Here is a 23574-nt window from a genome sequence, read left to right on the forward strand (position 1 = left end):
GTGTTTAAAAATGGCGAGCGGGAAGGCAGTTCTTCTGCCTTCCCGCCTCCCTCAACGTTATGTCTCAGGCCGCTTTGACGCGGCTTTCGTGGTTCAGGACCAGTTCCTTGATGGAGGCCAGAACCTGGGCTTCCATGTCGGATCGCATCAGTGAAAATGCGACATTGGCTGCGATAAAGCCCTGTTTGCTGCCGCAATCGAATGTGCGTCCAGTGAATTTCTGGCCGTGGAACGGCTGTGTATCGGCAAGACGCTTCATTCCATCCGTCAACTGAATTTCATTGCCCGCGCCGCGCTCCTGCTTGGCGAGGATATCGAAGATTTCCGGCTGCAGAATATAGCGGCCATTCAGGTAATAATTCGACGGAGCCTTGGAAGGTTCCGGCTTCTCCACCATTTCTGTGACCTGGAAGCCGTGGCTGACCGCGTTGCCAACGCCGACGATGCCGTAGGAGGAGGTTTCCTCGGGCGAGCATTCCTCGACACCGAGAATGTTTCCGCCCACTTCATCGTAAAGTTCCATCAGACCGGCAATGCAGCCGCGCGCGCCGTAAGACACCATGTCCGGCAGAAGCAGCGCGAAAGGCTCCTTGCCCACGAGTTCGCGCGCGCACCATACGGCATGGCCAAGACCGAGCGGAACCTGCTGGCGCGTATAGCTGACGGTGCCAGCGACCGGCAGCATCTTCTCAAGCTGGAGAACCTGCATGGTCTTGCCGGAGCGCGTCAGCGTGTTGACGAGTTCGGGCGCGCTATCGAAATAGTCTTCGATGGCGGTTTTGTTGCGACTGGTCACGAAGATGATATGTTCGATACCGGCCTGCATGGCTTCATCGACGGCATATTGCACAACGGGCCGGTCGACAATCGTCAGCATTTCCTTCGGCATCGCCTTGGTCGCAGGCAGGAAGCGCGTTCCGTTTCCTGCAACGGGAATAACAGCTTTTCTGACAGTCCTACTAAGGTCCATGGCATTCTCCTTGATTGATTTCGAGTATCGAATTTCAGGCAAAAATTATAAGGCTTGCCGTTTCATCCCCGTGGTAACGGAAGAGGGGAATAGGGAGTCGCGCAGCTTTCTCAGTCGCACCTCAATCGGCATACGCAGATGCCGCAACGCGACCGGATCGCGCGCGGCGATTTTCAAGACGTCGGAAATCGAGCGGCGCTTGATGCCGGATACCAGCATCAGGAAATGGCGCGCTTCGATGAGGCTGCGTGTTCGCTGGGTCTGGGCGGTCATGGCGGCGGGCGAAAGCGTGTGGCTGGCCAGAAATTCCCCATCCGCCGCAATCATCGCATCGACATGGTGAAGCTCAAGCACACGCGAGATCGAGCCTTCGCGAATATTGTAGACATAGCCGGGTGAGGGCTCGATGGCGCAGATGCCGCCAACGGCGAGCGCCGATGCCAGAAGCAGATAGTCTTCCCCAATCCGCAGTGTCGGATGAAAGCGCAGCTTCCGCGCGTCGAGAAAATCACGCCGGAACATCGGCTTCATGTAGCCGAAGTTGAAGGTGGAGCGGAACAAGATGTTCGAGGCGATGAAGTCTTCCAGCGTCAGGACACCGCGCTGCTCCAGAAACGCATTTTCGAACATCGTTTCCTTAGCGCGGCCATCCGTATAGACGACATCGAGATTATCGACCGCGATATCGGCCTTGGCCGTTTCGGCACGCGCAATCATGCGTGTTGTGCGGTTGGGGTGGATCACGTCATCGGAATCGAGGACGGCAATCCAGCGGCCGAGGGCCGCGTCGATACCGGCATTGCGGGCGCCACCGGGCCCGAGATTGTTCTCCAGCGCAATCAGGCGAACGCGCGGGTCGCGCTCTGCGATGCTGGCTACGACATCACGGGTGGTATCTGAGGATTTGTCATCCACGACGACAACTTCCAGCGTCACAGCCTCTTGCAACAGGGCGCTTTCGATGGCCGGGACGATTGTGTCGGCAGAATTATAGGCTGCGATGACGAATGTCACATCCAACTGGTTCGTGGTGTCCATCATGTGGCCTCCACGGTGCCGTACTGGCGTATTTCACGAACGCCAAATGCACCGCTGACCGAGCCCATATGCAGCGCAGTCCGCAGCATCTGGCGGTTCCGGCGCACCGGATCGAAACATGTCAGCAATGCGAAACCTGCGCAGAAGAGGACTTTCGAGCCTGCTATCGCGACCTGCGCGACGCGGCGTGCACCGGGCTTTCTTTCCGCCAATAACCGGCCATGGGTCTGGCCTGAGCGGAAGCGGCGCTTGGCAAGCCACATGAAGCTGGCGCGTGTTTCCGGCACCGGTTCTGAGAGGACGGCCTTTTCAGCATAGGCGATGCGGCCACCGGCGGCGTGCATATGCGAAAAGAAATGCGTGTCCTCACCACCGCTTTGCCCCAGAGACAGGGCAAAGCGTCGGCCTTCGACCGACGGCGCTTTCATGCGCAGCAGCGTGTTGCAGGTGTAGCCTGTGATGATATCGCCATTGACCCAGACCGGGAAGGTGGAGTGAAAATCACCCTTGCGCATCCAGCCCGGCGCATTGGATTTATAGATCGCCGTCACAGGGCCCAACACGGCCTCAGCGCCGGTTTCCTGTGCGGTTTTCAGCAGCTCCGATAGCCATTCGCGCGGCGCGGTTTCATCGTCATCGATGAAGGCGAGAAAGTTGGCCTCGCAGGCCGACAGGCAGGCGTTGCGCGCGATGGAAATATTCGATTTCGGGCAATGAACGTATGTGATCTCGAAGGGCGATGCTTCCCGCAGCTTGTCGATGGATGCCTGCGCGCTGGGTTCGGCATCGTTATCCGCCACGATTAGGCGAACACTGACGCCATGCGGAATATCCATCTCGAACAGGGATTTCAGCGTCGCGACGACCGCCGGGCGGCGATAGGTGCAGATGCCGATATCGACCTTGATCGTTTCCGATAGGGGAGTGAGCGAGGTGCTGGTCATGTCGTTGCCTTTCTCGCCATGGGGGCCGGTGTGCCGAGCGAGCTGACAAGCTCCAGCCAGAAGCCGGTAGACCATGCAAAGTGCATGACCATCGCGGCAAAGGCAGCCAGCGGGCCATATGAATTCTTTTCGGCGATGGCCATCCACAAGCCGTAGCCAAGGCATGCGGCAATCCAAAGGCAGAGAGGAATGACCGCTGCCCAATGGAACACGCCCAGCAGTGCGAAGAGCGCGACAGGCATGACGGAGAGCGGAATCATCTGCCGGATTTTCGGCAGGGACCGGTGCTTGAGCAGATTTTTCGCGCGTCCCCGGCCATAGGCCAGGTATTGCTTGAACAGCGGGCGCACGTTGGAACGCGGATAATAGGTCATGCGGGTCTTATCGGTCATCCATATGCGGAAACCCGCTTTGCGCAGCCGGTAATCCAGTTCGGCATCTTCATTGTGGCTGAAGCTCTCGTCGTAACCGCCAACCATCATGAAGGCGGATATGCGCATCAACGCGTGATGGCCGTGATCGATCCAATGACCCTTTGCGCCTTCGCGATGTTTCGAGCCGCCATTGCCGAGTTTGGAATTCTGGGCAATCGCAGTGGCTTTCTGGAAGGTGCCATGACCGACGGTATCCATGGCCACCACAACGGAGTCCGCGCCGGTCTGAACCGCGTCCTCCAGGAGACGCTGGCAATAATCATCGGGGTAATCGCCATGAGCATCGATGCGGATGAGATAATCATAACCGGCACCGAACATTTCGATTGCGAGGTTGATGCCCGCGCTCTGGATACGTTTGGGATTGGCAAGCAGAACGACACGAGGGTCCTGCATGGAAAAATTGGCGACGATATCTCGCGTGCCATCCGTGCTGCCGCCATCGGCGACGATGATGCGGTCTTCGGTATTGTTCAGGGTGCTGGAAAATTTCAACAGCAGGTCATCAATCGTCCGTGCTTCGTTGAGGCAGGGAATGACGATCAATGTTTTCACGTTGGGAATATTCTGTGATTTCATGGCTGTTAGCCCCGTCAAGCTGTTGAGAGTGCGGCTTCCACGGCGCGGCCATTGTGCGGCGCTGCCAGGGAGGCAAGTTTGTGAACGAGCTGAATGCAATCCGTGCTGTCGGTGACCCATTGCGTGCGGTCGACCGCAGCGAGCTTTGCGAAGGCATCGAGATAGGCCTGATCGCTCAAGCCCCTGAAAAACGTTTCCAGCGTGCTGGCGTCGGCAGATTGCAGGACGTGGCCGATGTTTCTTGTTTCCAGAAAACGGGCGGTCTCCGTTCCTGCAACGGCGATGGGCAACGTGCCGTAAAGACACCCCTCATACAGCCGGTTGGGCAACAGCCAGCTGGAGTTCTGACCTTCCTCGAAGAAGTCGATAGCCCATGTGAACTGCACCTCGTTGTAGATAGAGGCGAGGTCTTCCGGGTTCTTGTAGGCACCCTGAAAGCTCAGATGAGGGGCATTGGCCACGAAGCCATTGAAATCATCGAATTCGGAATAGGCCGGACGCCCGCGCAGGATGACTTCGACCTTGCCATCCATCCGCTTGGCGAATTCAGCCAGAATCTCAAGCGATTTGCGGCAGCGCAGTGCGCCGAACCAGCCGATTTTCCAAGGCTCGCCGGCTTTCGGCAGGCGTGGCGCTGGCGTTGCGGCCATCGTTTCGTCCAGCATCAAGACCTTGTTTTCCTGCAAAAGCACGGGCAGTTGCAGGCCGGAGCGCGGCGCGAAATAGTGACTGACGAAGGCAGGTGAGCTGGTGATCAACAGCTTTGCATCTCTTGCGAAATAACGCTGGGCAGTGTTGACGAGCTTGCCCGCCGCCCCCTCATTCAAAAGCAGGCGGTGTATATCGAGGCATTCGTAGACGACGGGAACATCGCGACCGTAGATGCCTGACGCCCGACGCGCCAGCGCCAGCATTTCGAGGTTACGGGCGATGATGACATCCGGCTTCTGGACCTGACGCAAAGTACCGGGCAGGGAAAAGCTCGATTTCACGACGGACATGATGCGCTGGGCAAACCGGCCATCGGCAGTTTCACCCAGCACGATGGGCATAACGCCATCGACAGTGGCAAGCTTGTTTTCACCACGGGTGAAACCCGCAAGACTGACTGTCGCTCCACCCGCCTGCAACGTCATGACCCGCCGGCGAATGGCCGGGTCGGCAAGGTCATGAGCGAGATAAAAAACATGCGTCATAAGTGGTCCTGAAGCGAAAAGGGATCAACGAAAACTAAGCTGGGCGTGTCTCGTCAGTTTGACAGGCAGGCGACGGATTCAGGAAACTGGCAGGCATCGCCGAGCGCGGTGAAAGCCATGCGATCCACATTCATCACCGTCGGGCCGCTATAGGCGAACTTGCCCATCCAGCTTTTCAGTGTGTCGGTGCCCCAGAGGCTGAAGAAAATCTTCTGCGGGTTCTGTGGAATCTTGGATGGGTCCGTGACCTCATGCACCATCTTGCCGTTAACAAAGTAACGAAGGCGCTGCGGCTCCCAGATGAAAGCGTAATCGTTGAACGCCTTGTCGGCGCCGCCAGCAACATCCACCAGCTTTTCGTTGCCGCCCTTGGCGGAAATATACTGGTTGAGCTGAACCTGGGACGTGTCCTTGCCCAGAACTTCCATGTCGATTTCATCATGCGGCTTTTTATCGGTCGGGCCGATATAGGTGAAGAAAGCCGAGTTCAGGCCAGAGCCTGTCGCCGCCTTTATGCGGGCTTCGTATGTGCCATAACGATAACGGCCCTTGGTCTGGATTTCACCGCAGGAGTAATTGCGGTCTCCAGCTTTGCCTTCCTGAAAGCCAAGCTCAAGCTGTCCGCCTTCGAATTTCACTAGCTTCTTGGACCAGGTGCAATTCTGATGCGGGCCATTGTTCCAGCCATCGGAGACGTACCAGAAGGATCGGTCCATGACGTCGAAATTTTCGACGAAGGATTTTCCGTTGCTTTCCTGCGCCATGGCGGCGGGTGTGCCGAGGCTGAAAGCAAGAAGTGCGGATGCCATCATGCGCGACTGAACGCGGGTGAGAAATGCGGTCATTGGTTCACCTTTGCCGTTGCGGACAGGGTATCTGGCGCAGGCTGCAGGGGAACAGCCTTTGCAGATGAGGGATTTTGAGGAAGCGTCTTCGGCTTCCCACTGCGGCTGCCCGTCAGCACGGCATACAAGGCCGGCAGTTTCGAGCGCACCTGAGCGTTGCTGACGATCAGAATGATGAAAGACAGCAGCACCGCCCCGATGTAGAAGGCGGGATAGAAATCCGGGCCGCCCTTATTCCAGACCATCCACATCAAAACCAGAAGTGGGTAATGGGCGCAGAAAATCCAGAAGCTCAAGCTGCCGGTGTCAGCAAGGCGCTTTCCGGCCCGGCTGCGAATGAGAATCGAGGACGAGGCCCAAAGGCCCATCGCACCAAACACGGCCAGCAGATTTCGCAGCAGGTTCAGCTCGAAGGTGAATTCTGGCCCTGTGAAGTAGAGGCCAGTTGCCAGCAGCGCCGCAGAAACAAGAACTGCCACGGTGATTTTAGCGGCGTGGGGATCGAGAGCCTTCAAATTCACCTTGTGCAACGCAAGCGCGATGCCGAGCGTGAAGCTGAACAGAATGGATTTCTTCTGAACGATGAAAAGCGTCAGATCAGGCCATGCCGTGACGATGAGAAGCGCGGCAAGGGTCGGCAGAGCAAAGCGCTTAACGAAGAAGGCCAGCACTGGCGACAGAAGAATGCAGACGAAAAGGTCGCGCAGGAAATAGAGCGGCACATTGACGGGCAGCTCTTCTACGGCGGCGCCATGGCTGATCATTTCGCGCGGTGTCGCGTTCCAAAGATCGGGGAAGTAACCAATGCCGACATCGAAGAGCTGGATCAGAAGGACTGCCGCAAACAGCGCACCGTTCCAAAGAAGGAAAGGCAACAGCACCGTTCTGGCTTTGGATTTGACCGTGGCGGAATAGTCGAACGCCTGCATGCCGCGACGAAACAGCAGATAGCCGGAAATCGCGCTGAGGCAAGGCACGCCTATGCGAAACAGGGCATCGCCCAGAAACACGCGTATCCAGTCAAAGAAACCGTAGACCCCGAGAAATGGGCTGGTTTCAGGATTGTGCGGCACATGTACGAAAACAATGCCGGATATCAAAACGATACGCATCAAATTGATGCGGGAAGATAGGTTCTGATCAAAAGTCACATCAGTTCCCCTTATTGGGCGGTGTCTCCCTCCACCGCGTTACAAACAGGACGAACGTAAGCCCGGGCCAGAGTCTCCGGTCGAGTTGAGGGTAAAATGTGGCAACGCGGGAAAAACGGCTCTCTAAATGTGAGGGGTGAATCTCTGGAGCGCTTTGGCTATCCTAAGGTGAATTTATATAAGATATTGATTAAAATGGATATTAAATACATGCGTATGTTTGCATGTGCTTGGCATAAAGGCACGAAGACATTTTTCTTTTGCTGCACTGCAAAAACAAATCACGGCACCCGTAACGAATTCGTGAGGTGAGGGGCCGCAAAGCTGCCTGATTGCGGCAAAAAAGTGGCCGCAGCTGCGATGGCGTTTCTTACGCCATCGCCTGCTTTGCTTTCCGATCCCGAACGAGGCCCAGGATTTTGCGCAAAAGCGCTCGCTCCGTCAGCAGAATCAGCACCGCATAAATCGCGCCGCCAGCCACGGCTCCAACGAGAACCTGCATATAGGCGTGCGGCAGACTGTCTGCGAAGACATGCAATATGTAGCGAACGGCAATCGCCATGATGAAGGAAGCGATCATCGGACGGCTGCTGACGTAAAGCCCTTTCAGCAAAGGCGTTTCGCTGGCCTTGAATACCGCCCAGGAATAAAACACCAGCGTCACTCCGTTGACGATGCAGAGCCACACCATGGCATCGATCAGCGTGCCGTAAATTGCGGCGAGCCAGACCGCACCGGTGGTGACGAGTGCACGAATCGTTGCCGACCAGAAGAGCACGCGACCGTAGCCCGCGCCTTTCAGATAGGGGATGAAGGTGCTGCATGGGGTGAGGATAGCTTTGGAAAGTGCCAGCAATCCCAGTACTGGCCACGCATAGGCCCAGTTGGGTCCGAAGATCACCAGCATGGCGGGTTCGGCAATGGCCCAGAGCCCGAACATCATGGGCGCCAGCAACACGGTCAGCACTTGCGTGCTGAACATCAGCGCATCACGACGGCGCTGCTTGTCGTCCATCATGCGGCTGAAGGCGGGGAAGAGAACGCCCATGACGGCAGACAGCACCACCTGATTGGGAATGCTGGCAAACCGGTTTGATGCCGAATAGGCACCCGCATCGGCAAGGCCGAGATAACGGGCGATGATGACCATGGGCGACTGGAAGGTCACGAAATTCGCGATTTCGGAGCCCATGAGGCCGGAGCTGAAGCCCAGAAGCGGGATCAGCCGTTTCGGCTTCATGACGAAGCTGGGCTTGTAGCGGGACACGGCATAGAGCCCGACCAGCCGAATCAGCGCCGCAGCAAAAAGCTGGATGATCAAAGCCCAGACGCCAAAGCCTGCAAAGGCCAGCCCGACCGCGAGGATGGCGGCGGCGCTTTCCGAGGTCATGCTCCAGATCGCGTCCTTGCTGAAATTCATCCGCCTTGCCAGCAGCGAATAGGCGACATCGCCTGCCAATTGCAGCGGAATGAGGAAGGCCATGATTCGCAGGAGATAGGCGCTTTCAACAGCGCCCAGCAGTCCTCCGAAGAATTCTGCCCCGAAATACAGTATCGCGGCCATGGTGCAGGAAATCGCCAGATTGGCCCAGAAGACGGTATGGATCGTGTCCATATCCTCTTCTTTTTCCACAATCAGCGCGGATGTAAGGCCTGCACCTGCAATCATCGTCAAAAACTGCACGACGGTGAGCCCAACGGCCACAACACCGAATTCTTCTGGGGTCAGCAATCGCGCCAGAATTGGCACCGTGACAAACTTAAGCCCGAATGTGCCTGTTTTTGATAATACGCTCCAGCCGACATTCGCGGTAATCGTCTTGACGCTCGGAGCTGGGGGCATACGTGCATCCTATAATTTGGAGGCCAGCAAGTGGTGGGCTGGCGGGAGGTTTGCCACTCATCGGGGCCGCTCTTTAATCGGGCCCGACACTTCTTGATCAACACAAGGGGCGAAACAATGGCGAAATTTACAGTCGTTATTCCTTATTATCAAAAACAGCATGGCGTACTTGGTCGTGCATTGGCATCAGTTTTTTCCCAGACGCTTCAGGATTTCGATCTCGTTATCGTAGACGACGAATCGCCCTATCCGATTGAAAAAGAAATAGACGAGCTGAGCGAAGAGCAAAAAAATCGCATCAAAATCGTCAAGCAGGCAAATGGCGGACCGGGTGGTGCGCGCAACACCGGGCTGGATCATGTCCCTGCCGAAACATCCTATGTTGCCTTACTCGATTCGGATGACATCTGGACGCCGGACCATCTGAAGAATGCTGCCTACAGCCTCGAAACCTTCGGTGGCGAATGCTACTGGGCATCGATGCAGGCCAGCGACGAGTTCTACTACCACTTCGCCATTTCCGAACTGGAGAACAATGAAGGCGCCACGCGTCTGTCTGAATCTCCCAAGGTCATCGAACTGCCGGATCTTGCCAGCGTCATGCTGCGCAACTGGAGCTTCCTGCATCTTTCCTGCATGGTCATCGGCAGGCCGCTGTTCGAAAAGGTACGTTTCGACCCGGCCTTGAGGCTTGCGGCAGAAGACGTTCTATTCTTCTGCGATTGCATTCTGGCTTCGAAACGCACGCTTCTGTGCGATGATGCCGGTGCCATGCGTGGCATGGGCGTCAATATTTTCCACAGCATCGACAACAGCTCGCCGGAATTTCTGCGTCAGCAATTCAATACCTGGGTGGCGCTCGACACACTGCAGGGTCGTTTTTCCACACGCCCCGCAGATGTGGCATCCATTGCCTCTTATAAAAACACGGCGCGCAAGCAGGCGCTGTGGAGCCAGGCGGGCAAATTGAAGCAGCGCAAGGCCCCGGAACTGGGTCTGCTGTTCAAATGGATGATGCGTGATCCTGCTATTTTGCGTGCAGCACTTGAATTGGGAACGGGCAAACTTGCCCGGCCGAAATGAGCCGCTGTAACCGATATTTTTTATTCAGGAGTAGTCCATGAAACCCTATCACTGGGAATCGCATCACGGCAATTTCGGCGATGACCTCAATCTTTGGCTTTGGGATTTCCTGCTGCCCGGTCTGCGTGATGTCCATCCGGATGTTCTGCTGGTCGGTGTCGGCACCGTTCTCAACGATGTTCTTTTCCCGCCGGAGCAGCGCAAGCTCATTATCGGTAGCGGTTATGGTTATGGCGCGGTGCCGGATATTTCCAACAAGGAACTCTGGGACATACGCTGCGTGCGCGGTGAGATGACAGCTGCCAAGCTTGGCCTGCCTGCCGAGATGGGCATTGTCGATCCGGCCGTTATGGTCACCGAAATGCCGGACTTCAAGAACCTGCCGAAGCTGCACAAAAAGACATTCGTGCCGCACTGGGAATCTGCCGAATTCGGCATGTGGGAGACCGTCTGCGAACCGGCTGGCCTGACCTATCTTGATCCGCGCGGCGAAGCCAAGGCCGTCATCAAGCATATCGCGCAATCGGAATTCATCGTCGCCGAGTCTATGCACGGCGCGATCCTAGCCGATGCTTTCCGCGTGCCGTGGGTCGCCGTCAGCACATCGACCTCCATCAACAGCTTCAAATGGAGCGATTGGGCAGGCAGTGTCGGCGTGAAATATGAGCCGCGTTATGTGCCGGTTTCCACGCGCGCAGAAGCTGCCAAAAAGGGCTCGAAGTTCTGGGGAATGAGCTTTCCGCCACCACCTCCGCCAGAGATTGTTGAGAATCACACGCCTGAACCATCACATGATGGCGAGTTGCTGGTGCGTCCGCATCAGGAGCAACGCTCTCTGCGCAAGCTGGCAAAGCAGGTTCTGGCCGCACCTTCGACTCTTGCCCTGTGGCAGGCCAGCCGGGCTGAGCCACGGCTGAGCCCGGACGGTCGTCTGGAAGAGCGAAAAGAACGTTTTCAGGCCGTTCTTGAGACGATCAAGAGAGATTATTTCTAACGCAATAAACGCCGCTCACGGGTTGAGCGGCGTTGCTCTCAGCAGATAACGGATATCCGCAACCTGTTGCGGCTTCTTGCGATACCGCGCCGACTTATCAAGCCATATGCCCTGAGCGATGGCTGGAACAGCAGGCAGACGCCTCAACGCGTGCGTCATCGCACCGCCGAGACCGGCTTTCGACTTTGCATCCAGGAAATCACGCAGTTCGAACTTCTCGCGAATGTGACGCTCGTGTTCCTGCAGAACAGCAGTTTCCTGTGGCGTCAGGGAATAGGTCGCAAGAATTTTGCGGTCTGCTTCATAGAGCTGCCGCAAATCTTCGGTGCGGTGGCGACCGCTCAGGGAGTCACCGCGAACGATGGCGCCGTAGCCGCAGTTGCGGATGACCTTGTAGCGCGCGCCGCAGGCCAGCGCCCGCACATAAAGCTCGTAATCCTCGCCAAGGCGCAAGGCCTCGTCATAGCGCAGGCCATGATTTTCGAGGAAAGCGCGTCTGATGACTGGCTTCAGAAAGCCGGTCTCACCACGCTCCACGCCGCGTTTGGAAATATTGCCTTTAACGAATTCGGCCAGTTGAAGAAAATGTTCTTCCGGCGCAAATCGGGTCGGCACCATGGAGGATGCGCCTGATACCGATTGCTGAATGAAGGCGATGTTGTCAGCGACCAGATCCCAATCGTCACTTTCCAGCATGGCGGCGAAGCGCCCGCGGAAAAAGAAATCATCGGCATCCAGAATGGCGATGAGGGGAGCCGTCGATATGGAAATGGCGTGATTTCGCGCCGCCGACGGGCCACGATTGACCTCGAAACGCTCGACTTTCAAACGTCCGGTGCCATCATCGAAGGATTGCGCCACCGCTGCCGTCGCATCCGTCGATCCGTCATCGATAACCACGACTTCGCTGACTTCCGGCTCCGCAAGTGCGGAGACGATGGCGGTTGCGATGGTATCGGACGCGTTTTTTGCAGCGATAATGACGCAAATGGATTGCAAGTCCGGGGTCATGCCTACTCCCTGCTTTGTTACATCGACTTTTTCGACGCAGAAAATGTCAGAGATAAGGAGGAGGCAAGATTATTTCGCACCTGCGAAATATGGCATGCGGCAAGCAGTGGCTCTCAAAAATCACTCAGCTTGGCGCTGTGGGCGACGGGGGTCAGGGTTTCCGAAACGGACTTTTCAGGTGCCGCAGGAATATCTTTCTGGAAGGCGAGCGCATCGCGCATCTGTTTCTTCTCGCGCGCGACAAGCACGAGAACGCCAATGAAATACCCGACCTGAATGATGATGAGACAGAGCAGCGTCTGGAGAAGCGTGGTGTAGAAAGAGCCATGGATAAAATATGTCGCAACCGCAAACACCAGCAAAGCGCATATCATGCTGACGAAAACGCGCGGGGCGTACATATCTCTCTCCTCCGCTTAGGCATTCTCTCACAAAGGAGAAATGCGTTTTAATAGGCGTCTTTTGAGTGGAATATATTATGAAACGGATGTCGTTTCAACACAGTTATACTTCCCTTACCGCGCGCACCATGAAATTTCGGTAATCTTTAATGGTAAAATTTACGCAAATTTTCAGTATTTTCACGGATGCGTGAGGGATTATGACGCATGTTGATCAGTCTCTATGGTTGACGAGGCATTAATACTGCGCCTCCATCATGCTGATCTTCACTGGCCCACCCATGCACAGAAAGAGATTTCTGCCATAGCAGCCACGATGATCCTGCTTCTGTAGACTTCGTTAACCATGTCACCGGTAAAGATAAGGCGTTGATTCCCCAAGCTGTAAGGTGTGCGTGTGACAGAGCGTTCAGAAGTAATTGCGTTTCCCGCCAAAAATCGCGTCGCTGATATAAAGCGGTGCGTTCAGATGCTTGAAGTGCTTCACGGAGAAGAAGCCAACCGCTTCTGGCGGGATGAGTGCCGGGCGCTTGCCGCGCATCTCCTCAATCTCGGTTACGACGATTCTGCCATGCGTCAGGAAGTTCTGGAATTCCAGAATGTGGTTCAGGCCGAACTCTGGGCCGGTTGCCAGCAGGACGAGCCTGCGCGCCGCGAAGGCTATTGATATAAGACATTGTAGTAGGTGAGGGGGGGGGCAGTACCTGCTGCCGTCCCTTTTATTTGTGGGCCAGCCGCTTGGCGGGTGCGCCGACCGAATTTCGAACGATGAGATCCGGTGTCAGCAAAATTTCCGGATGCTCCGGCTGCTGGCCACCCAGGAGATCAAGCAGCAGCGCCATGGCGTGCTTGCCGATGGAAGTTCTGGGCTGGCGGATTGTCGTCAGCGCGGGCGACATGAAAACCGCCTGCGGCACGTCGTCAAAACCTGTGACCGAAAAATCCCGTGGAATGTCGTATCCTCGGGCAGTCAGCCCTATCATCACGCCGATGGCCGTCTGGTCGTTCACACACATGAAGGCCGTCGGCAACGTATCGCGCATGAAAAGCTGCTCGATGGCGAGGCGCCCGCTCTCCAGCGTGCCATCCCCTTCGATGATCATGCCGGGGATGGGTTTTAGCCCCGCCGCCATCATGCCGTCATCGAAACCCTTCCGCCGCCGATTATAGGCAAGGCGAACGCGGGAATCGCCGATGAAGGCGATACGCTCGTGACCCTCCGCAATCAGCATATCCACGATTTTGCGTGCGCCTGCGATGTCATCCACGCCCACATAGGGAATGCCGCCATTATAAATCGGCTCGAAAACACCGACGCTTGGCGGTAACTGCGCGGTCATCGCCTGATGCCCAAACGGCAGGATGCCGGTGAAAAGGATCAGCCCCGCCGCCTGGTTGGAATTGAGGAACTTCAGATATTCCAACCCGCGCTGCGCATCGTTCTGCGTATGGCCGATCAGGATGCCATATCCATGCGCACGCGCTTCGTTCTCCAAGCCAACGAGAATGTTGGAAAAATTGGGGTCACCAATATCAGGCGCGACCACAAGAATCATGTTGGAGCGACCAAGCCGCAGGCTGCGCGCCATGGCATTCGTGGTGTAGCCCGTAACGGCAATGGCCTGATTGACCTTCAGCCGCGTAGAGTTCGCCACCTTCTCCGGTGTGTGGATGGCGCGCGACACCGTCGCGATCGAAACCTCCGCAATCCGGGCAACGTCTTCGATTGTAGCAGATGAGGAAATGGACAATGAGGGCCTCGGATAGATGCGCGACCGGACACTACACAGACTTGCCGATCCGTCAAACAGGATCAACCAAATGTGTTGATTGTGGACAATGTAAACCTTTACATAAGTAGTGTAAAGGTTTACATAAGCCACAGACGTAGGGAGACGTCTGGAGGACAACATGGAGACGGACATTGCTGATGTCGGCGGCACAGTGCTGTCTGCTCGGCGTATTTCAAAATCATTCAACGGCGTGCAAGTGCTGTTCAGCGTCAATTTTGACCTGAAGCCGGGTGAAATTCACGCGCTGATGGGTGAGAATGGCGCGGGCAAATCCACGCTCGTCAAAGTCCTGTCTGGCTTCGAGCAGCCCAGTACGGGCGAAATCCTCCTCGATGGCAAGCCGGTGAAGTTGCCGCCGAATGGTGCGGCGGAAGCACTCGGCATCGTCATCATCCACCAGGAATTCAACCTCGCGGAACATCTGACCGTTACGGAAAGCCTGTTTCTGGGCCGGGAAGTGACGAACTTCGGTGTGCTTAACCGCAAGTCGATGCGTGCGGAGACGCGCCGCGTTCTCGATCAGCTCGGCTGTCACGTCGATGAAAATGCCATGATCGGGTCACTCTCCATTGCGGAAAAGCAGATGGTGGAAATCGCCAAAGCCATCAGCCGCGATGCCCGAATTGTCTTCATGGATGAGCCGACGGCAGTTCTTTCTCGCGAAGAAACCAATTATCTGTTCCAGCAGGTCCGTAAGCTGCGCGACAAGGGCACGAGTTTCGTCTTTGTGTCGCACAAGCTGGACGAGGTGATGGAGCTGACGGATCGCGTAACGGTCCTCCGCGATGGCCACTGGGTCAAGACCGCCCCAACCTCGATGCTGGATGGTGAAGCCATTGCGCAGCTGATGGTTGGGCGCGAGCTTTCCAGCCTGTACCCGGCCAAGCGTGAACCCGATGTCGACGAGAAAGTCGTTCTGAGCGTCAAAGGTGTGTCCACCCGTTATGTTCAGGACGCGACGTTCGATCTGCGCAAAGGCGAAATCATCGGGTTTTCCGGGCTTATCGGTTCCGGTCGCACGGAGCTTGCCGAAGCGATTGTTGGGTTGCGCGCACGCTCTTCGGGCGAAGTCCATGTGAATGGGCAACTCTTGCCGCCGCATGATCTGCACGCGTCGATCGATGCCGGGCTTGCCTATATGACGAAGGACCGCAAATCCAAAGGCCTGCTTCTGGGCGCCGGAATGGGTCTGAACCTGACGCTGCAATCGTTAGAGCGGCACGGAAAGTTCGGCTATCTCAGCGCCTCCAGTGAAGCCAGATCGCTGGAAAGAGCGCGCCGCCGTTTCGATATCCGTGTGCGGGATGGCAGTGTCGTCGTAGGGCGCATGTCCGGGGGCAACCAGCAAAAGCTGCTGCTGGCGAAGGTCATGGAGACCGAGCCGAAAATCATCATCATCGATGAACCGACGCGCGGCATCGATGTCGGCACCAAGCAGCAAATCTATCATTTCATTTCCGCTTTGGCGCGGGACGGCCACTCGGTCATCGTCGTCTCGTCGGAAATGCAGGAAGTCATCGGGCTTTGCACCCGCGTGGCGGTTATGCGCGAAGGGCGCATGGTCGGCATGCTGGAAGGCGACGAAATCAACGAACGGGAAATCATGCGCTATGCGGCGGGGCTGAAAACAAAGTCGGCAGCGTAGCGACGGCCAATGGCCGATATGACAGGGCGGGAGGTCTGTTTTGGGTATGAGTGTCAGTGAGGACAGCAAGGAAAAAAGGCCAGGACGGTCGCTGCGCGATATAGATCTGCGTGCGGTCGCGCCCTTCGTCGCCCTGCTTTTATTGTTAATCGTCGGGGCGATGGTCAATCCGAACTTCATCAGCATCAACAATCTGGCCAATGTGGCAACGCGTAGCGCCTTCATCGCCATCATCGCGGTCGGCGCGACCTTCGTCATTTCCGCGGGCGATCTCGATCTGTCGGTTGGCTCGATGGTGGCCTTCGTGGCCAGCCTCATGATTCTGCTGATGAATTCCGGTGTGGTTGCCGATCCGGCATCGATGCTGGTGCTTGCCGTGGTCTTCACACTCGTTGCCGGTGCGCTCTGCGGCCTTGCCAACGGCTTGATCACCACAGTCGGCAAGATTGAACCCTTCATCGCCACGCTCGGCACCATGGGCGTCTATCGCGGCCTGACGACATGGCTTTCACAGGGTGGCGCAATCACGCTGCGCGAGCCGCAGCTGCAATCCATGTATCGCCCGGTTTATTTCGGATCGTTCCTTGGCGTGCCGATCCCTATCCTGGTCATTCTGGCCGTGACCGCTATCGCAGCCTTTATTCTTTATCGCACGCGATATGGCCGCCATGTCACCGCCGTCGGTTCGAACCGGGATGTCGCCAAATATTCGGGCGTTGCTGTCAACCGCGTTCGCACCGTTGCCTTCGTTATCCAAGGCCTTTGCGTTGCCATTGCCGTGCTTCTTTATGTGCCGCGTCTGGGCTCGACATCTGCCACGACGGGCATGATGTGGGAGTTGCAAGCCATCACCGCCGTTGTGGTAGGTGGAACGGCGCTGAAGGGCGGAGCAGGGCGTGTCTGGGGCACGATTTGTGGTGCCTTCATTCTCGAACTGGTCGGCAACATCATGCTGCTGTCCAACTTCATCAGCGAATATCTGATCGGCGCAATTCAGGGCGCAATCATCATCATCGCCATGCTGGTCCAGCGCTCTCTGATGCGCAGATCATAAAGAGTTACCGGGTCAACAGGTCGCCCGGGTCCAAGAAATCGAGACCTATCTATGTGGGAGGAACACACATGCGCAAGAGACTGTTGGGAATGGCTGTGGCGCTGGTTGCGCTATCGGGGGCAGTGCAGGCACAGGACAAGAAGGTGACGATTGGCGTCTCCATCCCTGCGGCGGACCACGGCTGGACGTCTGGTGTGGTGTACCATGCAGAGCGCGTGGCAAAGCTGTTGATGCAGGAACATCCCGGCCTCAACGTCATCGTCAAGACATCGCCAGATGCGGCAACGCAGGCGAATGCCGTTCAGGACTTGGAAACACAGGGCATCGACGCGCTCGTCATTCTGCCGTCTGACCCGGATCCGCTGGTCAACGCCATCAAGGAAGTGAAGGCCAACGGCAAGTTCGTTGCGCTGGTAGACCGCGCGCCCAGCGTCAATGACGATACGGTTCGCGATCTCTATGTCGCTGGCAACAACCCGGCACTGGGCGAAGTCGCCGGTAAATATATTGCTGAAAAAACACCCGATGCCGAAGTTGTCATCATTCGCGGTCTGCCGATCCCAATCGATCAGCAGCGTCAGGATGGTTTCGACAAGGGTATTGCCGGTTCCAAGGTCAAGGTTCTGGACCGTCAGTTCGGCAACTGGAACCGCGACGATGCCTTCAAGGTCATGCAGGATTATCTGACGAAATATCCGAAGATCGATGTCGTCTGGTGTCAGGATGACGACATGGCCGTTGGCGTTCTTCAGGCCATCGAACAGGCCAAGCGCACCGACATTAAATATGTCGTTGCTGGTGCCGGTTCGAAGGACATGATCAAGAAGGTCATGGATGGCGACAAGATGATCCCTGTAGATGTCCTCTATCCGCCAGCAATGGTGGCCACCGCCATGCAGCTGACCGCCGCCAATTTCTACGATCAGGTTCCGGTGCGCGGCACGTACATTCTGGATGCGACGCTGGTGACCAAGGACAACGCCAAAGACTTCTACTTCCCAGATTCGCCGTTCTGATTTTTGAGACGGATATCAGAGGCCCGTTCGGAAGAGCGGGCCTTTTTCTTTTTATGCGATCAGCCGAAACGGCTGGCGCGGAAGGGATCGACGGAAATGGAGGTTGCCGTGCCGCTGACCAGTTCGGTGACCAGCCTTGCGGTAGCCGCTGATTGTGTCAGCCCCAGATGTCCGTGGCCGAAGGCATAGATAACCGTATTGCTGGCGAGTGAGGGACCGATAACCGGCAGGCAGTCCGGCATGGAGGGTCGGAAGCCCATCCATTGTTTTCCACCTTCCGTTTTCAGACCCGGCAGAAACTGGCTCGCCTTTTTCAGCAAGGCTTCGGAACGGCGGAAGTTCGGAGGCAGATCGAGACCGCCAAGTTCGACGGCGCCGCCAACGCGAATGCCCGATGAGAGCGGCGTTACGACGAAGGCGTGGTCGTTGAAATAAAGCTGCCGGGTCAGATCGAAAGAACCTGCGGGAAGCGTGGTGTTATATCCCCGTTCGGTTTCCAGCGGCACGATATTGCCGAGAGATGCGGCAAGCGTCTTCGACCAAGCGCCACAGGCAATCACCACCTTGTCGGCATCGATTTTCTCGCCGGTTTTCAGGGAAACGATGGTGCTTTCGCCGACTGTCTCCACGCGCACCGCTTCACCTTTGCGCAATGTCGCGCCGCGCGCGATGACGAGGTCAGCAATCGCTCTCGTGAATTCGTAAGGGTCTGCGACCTGAAGGCCACCGGGCGTGAACATCGCATGCTGGAAACGGGGCGCGAGGCCAGGCTGGAGCTGTTCTATCTCTGCTCTCCCGACACGAGAGAAGGTCACTCCGGCCCGCTCTTTTTCGTCCCAGTCCCGCCGGGCGGCATCGAAGCTGGCCCTTGTGTCATACAGGTCCAGCGTGCCGGTATTGGAGATGTGGTGCGCGAGTTCCGGCATTGCCGCGACCGTCTGCATCTCACTGGCGGCAAGACGCATCATAGCGATCTGGACATTGAGGCCGTGCTGAAACCGACGCGGCGAGCTAGCTTTCCAGAATTGCCACAGCCAGGGTGCGATCTTGAGCGCGTAAGCGGGCGGAACGCTGAGCGGGCCGAGGGGATCAATCAGCCACCGAGGTGCCTTTTTCATAACGCCGGGCGCTGGAATGGGAATGATTTCTGGAAAGGCCAGAATGCCCGCATTGCCAGCACTGGCCCCCCGGGCAATCTCGCCGCGCTCAAGAAGCGTGACGGTTTTGCCAGCATTTTGAAGGTAAAGAGCTGTCATCACGCCGATAATGCCAGTTCCGATCACCAGCACTTCGCATTTTTTTGAAGCGTTCATCCAAATCATCCCGAAAATCGATGCACACCGATTACACGGTTAAATGCAAACTGTCGACAACGTGGCTGCGGTCTTACTTTTCGATATTGGATGGTTTGACCAGCGCGTAGTTGAAGCGCAAGGCCTTGTCTTTGACAGGATAGTATAGAGGCACATCCAGAACAGATGTCTGAAACCCATTAACGTCAGCGTTCAACTGTCCTTCGAGCCATTTCGTCAGGGTTGGAGCGCCAGCGTCATTGCCCGTCCAGACGAAAAGAGCCGGATGCTCATCGGAAATCGTAAAAGGCGGATCGTAATCGTCGTAGATGGTCGTTGCGACTGGCACGTCAGGGAAAATGAAGCGAAGATTTCCGCCCGCTGGCCAATTCGGTGTTACGATAACAGAGGGAGAGATGCCCTCCTTCTCAACCACATGCTGACGAAACGCTTGCCAGTCGTAATTCGAGCTGGACGTCTTTTCGAGTAACGCCATGACGGGCTGTGACAGCAGCAAAGCGACGGGCACGAGGACTAGCATGATCAAGGGGATTGGCAGGAAGCGGACGAGAAAACGGTCAACGTCCGCAAGGTGCTGCTCCAAAATTAGCGCGGCGAGAATGGGGAATGGCAGCAGCAACGGCAGCAGCCACCTGTCTCGTAGTTCCGTCATGGTCGTCATCAGAATGACGAGCGTCATCAGGACCGAAACCGCAATGAAATAATGCAGGAAGAAACGTAGCCACGGGCTGGATGGCGTTTTTGATTTCCAGATCTGGCTGCGCGCAGACAGGGCAAGCAATACGGATGGGATCGCGAAAATGATCAATGAACCAGCGACGAAGCGGCCGAGCCCGCGCCCCACCTGAAGGAAGCGGTTTTCCGGGGCATCTTCTGCCATCCGCTTCAGCGTCACTTCGGAGGCGAAGCCGAGATTGTCGATCAGCCAGAACACATGCGGCAGGAAAACGATGACGCTGACGAGGATCGTCAAAAGGAAACGTCGGTCGAAAACTCGTGCGCGTCCCTGTGGGTGAAGCAAAACGGCGAACAGCACGGCTGGGAGCGCGAGTGCGAAATTGTATTTCGACAGCATGCCTAGGCCAGCGACGAGGCCCACCAGAATATAGCCCATGACTGTCGGACGCTGGATCAGCCGGACGCTGGTATAAAGCAGCAAAGCGAATGTCAGCATTAGCATGGCGGTGTGGGTGAGATCGCGCTGCGCCTGCCAGAAGACCTGCGGAATAGTGAAAAGCGCCATCGTCGCGATAACGACGAAGCGCTTGTTCTCCAGTACCAGTTCAGCCGTTTTCGCAAAAACGGCAAATGTCAGGAACAGAATGAAATTCTTGGCCAGCGCAAGCGTCGCCATCGACGTGCCGAATACGGCAAACACGGCCTGCTGATACCAATTGTAAAGCGGTGGCTGGGCGTCATACCCCAGAGCCAGCCACTGAGAAAAGAGAATCTGCTGAGCTTCATCAATGCGCAGCGCAGGCGGCACGAGTTGACGCACGATGGTCTGGATCAGAAAATATGCGCCGAATAGCACAATAACGGCGTTCGGGTTTTCCGTGAGGCATCTGGCAAACCTCTTGAACAACCCTACGTTTTTCACATTTATCGGCTTTTCAGCCGTGTGCCCCGTAATATCCATGCCCGGTCCGTCTTGCTGCCAAGCGGCAGAATCCCTCACCCATCCCGTAATGGCGGTGACAAAACCGAACTATGTGGCCGAAGCATGAAGTTAGCCCCATGTTTTTTGACATGAGGCCATTTGTTCTGTGGATAGTTTCGCAAGCCAGAAAGACGCCCCCCATTCAGGGGGCACCTTTCGTCAGTAACCGGCGTTATAAGCCGCGATAGCCGCCATGTTGACGATGTCGCTGTCTTTGGCACCCATGGACGTGATCTGGACCGATTTGTCGAGGCCGACGAGGAGCGGGCCGATGACGGTGGCGCCGCCCAGTTCCTGCAACATCTTGGTCGAAATCGATGCCGAGTGAATGGCGGGCATGACCAGAACATTGGCCGCACCCGAGAGGCGCGTAAACGGATACTGGCTCTGCATCTTCTGATGATTGAGGGCAACATCCGCTGCCATCTCGCCGTCTACCTCGAAATTCACGTTTCTCTTGTCGAGAATACGCACGGCTTCGCGAACCTTGTCGGAACGCTCACCCACGGGATGACCGAAGGTGGAGTAGGCAAGCATCGCGACACGCGGCTCGTAACCAAAGCGGCGCGCAAGGCCAGCAGCTTCCACGGCGATATCGGCAAGGTCTTCGGCGGAAGGCATGTCGTGAACGGCCGTGTCGGCCACGAAGACGGTGCGGTTGCGAGAAACCACCAGCGAAACGCCGATGACGCGGTGTCCCGGCTTGGTGTTGATGCAGCGGCGAATATCTTCCAGCGCTGTGGAGTAGTTACGCGTCGTGCCAGTTACCACCGCATCCGCATCACCAAGCGCCACCATGCAGGCGGCGAAGTGGTTGCGGTCGTTGTGAACGAGGCGCTGCACGTCTCGCAGCAGGAAGCCCTGGCGTTGCAGGCGCGCATAGAGGTAATCGATATAGGCATCGACGCGCTCCGACAGGCGGGCATTGGTAATCTTGATATTCGGACGGTCGAGATCGATGCCCGCACGCTCTGCATTGGCGCGGATGATATCGTCACGACCCAGCAGGATTGCGGTACCAAGGCCTTGCGAGGTGAAGGAGATGGCAGCGCGCATGACCTGTTCTTCTTCCGCCTCGGCAAAAACGACGCGCTTGGGCGAACGGCGCACACGCTCATAGAGGCGCTGCGTTGTCGATGCCATCGGGTCGCGTCGGGCTGAGAGTTCGCGGGCATAGGCCTCGAGATCGCCCAACTCGCGACGTGCTACGCCGGTTTCCATGGCGGCCTTGGCAACGGCAACCGGAATTGCTGAAATCAGACGCGGATCGAACGGAACGGGAATGATGTATTGCGGCCCAAAGCGAGGGCGCACGCCCTGATAGGCGGCGGCAACATCGTCAGGAACGTCTTCACGGGCGAGATCAGCCAGCGCCTTGGCAGCAGCGATTTTCATCGCATCATTGATCTGGCTGGCGCGCACATCCAGCGCACCGCGGAAGATGTAAGGGAAGCCGAGGACGTTGTTGACCTGGTTCGGATAGTCGGAGCGACCGGTCGCCATAATGGCGTCATCACGAATGCGTGCAACCTCTTCCGGCGTAATCTCCGGGTCAGGGTTGGCCATGGCAAAAATGATCGGCCGTGGCGCCATGGAGCGGATCATGTCTTCGGTGAAGGCGCCCTTCTGCGAGAGGCCGAACACCACATCCGCGCCCTTCATGGCTTCTGCCAGCGTGCGGTTATCGGTCTTTGCGGCGTGGGCGGATTTCCACTGGTTCATCCCCTCGCTGCGGCCCTGATAGATGACGCCCTTGGTGTCGCACAGGGTGATGTTGGCAGGGTTGAAGCCCATGGCTTTGATCAGGTCCATACAGGCGATGGCCGCAGCGCCAGCACCGTTGCAGACGAGCTTTGTGGTGTTGAAATCACGGCCTGTGAGCGCAATGGCATTGATCAGGCCAGCGGCAGCGATGATGGCGGTGCCATGCTGGTCGTCATGGAAAACCGGAATATCCATGATCTCGCGCAGGCGGCTTTCGATGATGAAACATTCCGGCGCCTTGATGTCTTCAAGGTTGATGCCACCGAATGATGGACCGAGATAACGCACGCAGTTGATGAACTCGTCCGCATCCTCAGTGTCGACTTCCAGATCGATGGAATCCACGTCGGCAAAGCGCTTGAACAGAACGGACTTGCCTTCCATCACTGGCTTTGAGGCGAGAGCGCCGAGATTGCCAAGACCGAGAATGGCCGTTCCGTTCGAGATGACGGCGACCATGTTGCCACGGGTGGTGTAGTCGTATGCCGTATCCGGATTTTCAGCGATTGCCTTGACCGGCACGGCGACGCCGGGGGAGTAGGCCAGCGAAAGGTCGCGCTGTGTGGCCATGGGCTTGGTCGGCGTGATTTCCAGCTTGCCGGGTCTGCCCTGAGAGTGAAAGTCCAGCGCTTCCTGATCTGTCACAGACGTTTTGCCGCTCGTGGATTTCGCTTTGTCTGACATGGCCCCCACCTTTTCTCGTGAATTACAAAATGGTGGTCGTTGTTATTGTATTTTCCATGAGGCTGCCAGCACTGAGTGCCATAAGCGGCGATAAATCGAAACATACATAGGGTAGGCGAACGCTTCAATCGATTAGCTGGTCTCAAAATTTCGGAA

General features: G+C 56.8%; 19 protein-coding genes and 1 pseudogene. 6 read left to right on the plus strand and 14 right to left on the minus strand.

Annotation, left to right across the window (positions count from 1 at the left end; genetic code table 11):
- Nucleotides 1-64 precede the first annotated feature (64 nt).
- The 8 genes and pseudogenes from AC27VJ_RS15625 to AC27VJ_RS15660 form a co-directional block, all read right to left on the minus strand.
- On the minus strand, nucleotides 65-970 hold the full coding sequence (locus AC27VJ_RS15625; protein WP_488684786.1) for a UTP--glucose-1-phosphate uridylyltransferase: 906 nt from the start codon (nucleotides 968-970) through the stop codon (nucleotides 65-67).
- A gap of 45 nt (nucleotides 971-1015) precedes the next feature.
- Nucleotides 1016-2011: a glycosyltransferase family 2 protein gene (locus tag AC27VJ_RS15630; protein ID WP_488684787.1), complete on the minus strand. Its 996-nt coding sequence runs from the start codon at nucleotides 2009-2011 to the stop codon at nucleotides 1016-1018.
- Nucleotides 2008-2952 (minus strand): glycosyltransferase family 2 protein, encoded by a 945-nt coding sequence (locus AC27VJ_RS15635; RefSeq protein ID WP_488684788.1) that lies wholly within the window; start codon nucleotides 2950-2952, stop codon nucleotides 2008-2010. The genes AC27VJ_RS15630 and AC27VJ_RS15635 overlap by 4 nt, the downstream gene beginning before the upstream one ends.
- Nucleotides 2949-3965: a glycosyltransferase family 2 protein gene (locus AC27VJ_RS15640; protein ID WP_113089001.1), complete on the minus strand. Its 1017-nt coding sequence runs from the start codon at nucleotides 3963-3965 to the stop codon at nucleotides 2949-2951. The genes AC27VJ_RS15635 and AC27VJ_RS15640 overlap by 4 nt, the downstream gene beginning before the upstream one ends.
- A 14-nt stretch (nucleotides 3966-3979) precedes the next feature.
- Complete coding sequence (locus AC27VJ_RS15645) at nucleotides 3980-5161, minus strand: glycosyltransferase (protein ID WP_488684789.1); 1182 nt, start codon at nucleotides 5159-5161, stop codon at nucleotides 3980-3982.
- A 53-nt stretch (nucleotides 5162-5214) separates the two neighbouring features.
- Nucleotides 5215-6006, minus strand: a complete 792-nt coding sequence (gene exoK, locus AC27VJ_RS15650) for an endo-1,3-1,4-beta-glycanase ExoK (protein ID WP_488684790.1) — start codon at nucleotides 6004-6006, stop codon at nucleotides 5215-5217.
- A 4-nt stretch (nucleotides 6007-6010) separates the two neighbouring features.
- Nucleotides 6011-7157: pseudogene (locus AC27VJ_RS15655) on the minus strand (acyltransferase family protein).
- Between the two features lie 370 nt (nucleotides 7158-7527).
- On the minus strand, nucleotides 7528-9000 hold the full coding sequence (locus AC27VJ_RS15660) for a lipopolysaccharide biosynthesis protein (protein ID WP_488684791.1): 1473 nt from the start codon (nucleotides 8998-9000) through the stop codon (nucleotides 7528-7530).
- A 117-nt stretch (nucleotides 9001-9117) separates the two neighbouring features.
- On the opposite strand from AC27VJ_RS15660, the gene AC27VJ_RS15665 reads away from it, so the two are divergent.
- Nucleotides 9118-10083, plus strand: a complete 966-nt coding sequence (locus AC27VJ_RS15665; protein ID WP_488684792.1) for a glycosyltransferase family A protein — start codon at nucleotides 9118-9120, stop codon at nucleotides 10081-10083.
- 37 nt (nucleotides 10084-10120) lie between these two features.
- The gene (locus AC27VJ_RS15670) at nucleotides 10121-11077 is read left to right on the plus strand and encodes a polysaccharide pyruvyl transferase family protein (RefSeq protein ID WP_488684793.1); all 957 of its coding nucleotides are present in this window, start codon (nucleotides 10121-10123) and stop codon (nucleotides 11075-11077) included.
- 15 nt (nucleotides 11078-11092) lie between these two features.
- On the opposite strand, the gene AC27VJ_RS15675 is transcribed toward AC27VJ_RS15670, so the two are convergent.
- Both AC27VJ_RS15675 and AC27VJ_RS15680 read right to left on the minus strand, forming a co-directional pair.
- Nucleotides 11093-12088: a glycosyltransferase family 2 protein gene (locus tag AC27VJ_RS15675; protein WP_488684794.1), complete on the minus strand. Its 996-nt coding sequence runs from the start codon at nucleotides 12086-12088 to the stop codon at nucleotides 11093-11095.
- 113 nt (nucleotides 12089-12201) lie between these two features.
- Nucleotides 12202-12489 (minus strand): exopolysaccharide production repressor protein, encoded by a 288-nt coding sequence (locus tag AC27VJ_RS15680; protein ID WP_488684795.1) that lies wholly within the window; start codon nucleotides 12487-12489, stop codon nucleotides 12202-12204.
- Between the two features lie 397 nt (nucleotides 12490-12886).
- On the opposite strand from AC27VJ_RS15680, the gene AC27VJ_RS15685 reads away from it, so the two are divergent.
- A complete protein-coding gene (locus AC27VJ_RS15685; RefSeq protein ID WP_113089139.1) occupies nucleotides 12887-13156 on the plus strand; it encodes a DUF6074 family protein in 270 nt (89 codons plus the stop codon).
- A gap of 52 nt (nucleotides 13157-13208) precedes the next feature.
- Here AC27VJ_RS15685 and AC27VJ_RS15690 read toward each other — a convergent pair whose 3' ends face one another.
- Nucleotides 13209-14240: a LacI family DNA-binding transcriptional regulator gene (locus tag AC27VJ_RS15690; protein ID WP_488684796.1), complete on the minus strand. Its 1032-nt coding sequence runs from the start codon at nucleotides 14238-14240 to the stop codon at nucleotides 13209-13211.
- A 160-nt stretch (nucleotides 14241-14400) separates the two neighbouring features.
- On the opposite strand from AC27VJ_RS15690, the gene AC27VJ_RS15695 reads away from it, so the two are divergent.
- The 3 genes from AC27VJ_RS15695 to AC27VJ_RS15705 all read left to right on the plus strand — a co-directional run bounded on the left by AC27VJ_RS15695 (nucleotide 14401) and on the right by AC27VJ_RS15705 (nucleotide 17997).
- Nucleotides 14401-15927: a sugar ABC transporter ATP-binding protein gene (locus AC27VJ_RS15695; RefSeq protein ID WP_488684797.1), complete on the plus strand. Its 1527-nt coding sequence runs from the start codon at nucleotides 14401-14403 to the stop codon at nucleotides 15925-15927.
- 46 nt (nucleotides 15928-15973) lie between these two features.
- Nucleotides 15974-16981, plus strand: a complete 1008-nt coding sequence (locus tag AC27VJ_RS15700) for an ABC transporter permease (protein WP_113089012.1) — start codon at nucleotides 15974-15976, stop codon at nucleotides 16979-16981.
- A 68-nt stretch (nucleotides 16982-17049) separates the two neighbouring features.
- The gene (locus tag AC27VJ_RS15705) at nucleotides 17050-17997 is read left to right on the plus strand and encodes a substrate-binding domain-containing protein (RefSeq protein ID WP_113089013.1); all 948 of its coding nucleotides are present in this window, start codon (nucleotides 17050-17052) and stop codon (nucleotides 17995-17997) included.
- A gap of 59 nt (nucleotides 17998-18056) precedes the next feature.
- Here AC27VJ_RS15705 and AC27VJ_RS15710 read toward each other — a convergent pair whose 3' ends face one another.
- The 3 genes from AC27VJ_RS15710 to AC27VJ_RS15720 all read right to left on the minus strand — a co-directional run bounded on the left by AC27VJ_RS15710 (nucleotide 18057) and on the right by AC27VJ_RS15720 (nucleotide 23418).
- Nucleotides 18057-19310 (minus strand): NAD(P)/FAD-dependent oxidoreductase, encoded by a 1254-nt coding sequence (locus tag AC27VJ_RS15710; RefSeq protein ID WP_488684798.1) that lies wholly within the window; start codon nucleotides 19308-19310, stop codon nucleotides 18057-18059.
- A 73-nt stretch (nucleotides 19311-19383) separates the two neighbouring features.
- Nucleotides 19384-20949, minus strand: a complete 1566-nt coding sequence (locus AC27VJ_RS15715) for a glycosyltransferase family 39 protein (RefSeq protein WP_488684799.1) — start codon at nucleotides 20947-20949, stop codon at nucleotides 19384-19386.
- Between the two features lie 180 nt (nucleotides 20950-21129).
- On the minus strand, nucleotides 21130-23418 hold the full coding sequence (locus AC27VJ_RS15720; RefSeq protein ID WP_488684800.1) for an NADP-dependent malic enzyme: 2289 nt from the start codon (nucleotides 23416-23418) through the stop codon (nucleotides 21130-21132).
- Nucleotides 23419-23574: the final 156 nt, after the last annotated feature.

It is taken from the genome of Agrobacterium sp. 20P9.1.2, assembly GCF_057799395.1.

Coding starts and splice junctions, on each gene's coding strand:
- AC27VJ_RS15635 (WP_488684788.1), bottom strand. CDS start 2,952: ATGACCAGCACCTCGCTCACTCCCCTATCGGAAACGATCAAGGTCGAT.
- AC27VJ_RS15710 (WP_488684798.1), bottom strand. CDS start 19,310: ATGAACGCTTCAAAAAAATGCGAAGTGCTGGTGATCGGAACTGGCATT.
- AC27VJ_RS15670 (WP_488684793.1), top strand. CDS start 10,121: ATGAAACCCTATCACTGGGAATCGCATCACGGCAATTTCGGCGATGAC.
- AC27VJ_RS15630 (WP_488684787.1), bottom strand. CDS start 2,011: ATGATGGACACCACGAACCAGTTGGATGTGACATTCGTCATCGCAGCC.
- AC27VJ_RS15715 (WP_488684799.1), bottom strand. CDS start 20,949: ATGGATATTACGGGGCACACGGCTGAAAAGCCGATAAATGTGAAAAAC.
- AC27VJ_RS15625 (WP_488684786.1), bottom strand. CDS start 970: ATGGACCTTAGTAGGACTGTCAGAAAAGCTGTTATTCCCGTTGCAGGA.
- AC27VJ_RS15645 (WP_488684789.1), bottom strand. CDS start 5,161: ATGACGCATGTTTTTTATCTCGCTCATGACCTTGCCGACCCGGCCATT.
- AC27VJ_RS15660 (WP_488684791.1), bottom strand. CDS start 9,000: ATGCCCCCAGCTCCGAGCGTCAAGACGATTACCGCGAATGTCGGCTGG.
- AC27VJ_RS15720 (WP_488684800.1), bottom strand. CDS start 23,418: ATGTCAGACAAAGCGAAATCCACGAGCGGCAAAACGTCTGTGACAGAT.
- exoK (WP_488684790.1), bottom strand. CDS start 6,006: ATGACCGCATTTCTCACCCGCGTTCAGTCGCGCATGATGGCATCCGCA.
- AC27VJ_RS15700 (WP_113089012.1), top strand. CDS start 15,974: ATGAGTGTCAGTGAGGACAGCAAGGAAAAAAGGCCAGGACGGTCGCTG.
- AC27VJ_RS15705 (WP_113089013.1), top strand. CDS start 17,050: ATGCGCAAGAGACTGTTGGGAATGGCTGTGGCGCTGGTTGCGCTATCG.
- AC27VJ_RS15680 (WP_488684795.1), bottom strand. CDS start 12,489: ATGTACGCCCCGCGCGTTTTCGTCAGCATGATATGCGCTTTGCTGGTG.
- AC27VJ_RS15665 (WP_488684792.1), top strand. CDS start 9,118: ATGGCGAAATTTACAGTCGTTATTCCTTATTATCAAAAACAGCATGGC.
- AC27VJ_RS15675 (WP_488684794.1), bottom strand. CDS start 12,088: ATGACCCCGGACTTGCAATCCATTTGCGTCATTATCGCTGCAAAAAAC.
- AC27VJ_RS15640 (WP_113089001.1), bottom strand. CDS start 3,965: ATGAAATCACAGAATATTCCCAACGTGAAAACATTGATCGTCATTCCC.
- AC27VJ_RS15695 (WP_488684797.1), top strand. CDS start 14,401: ATGGAGACGGACATTGCTGATGTCGGCGGCACAGTGCTGTCTGCTCGG.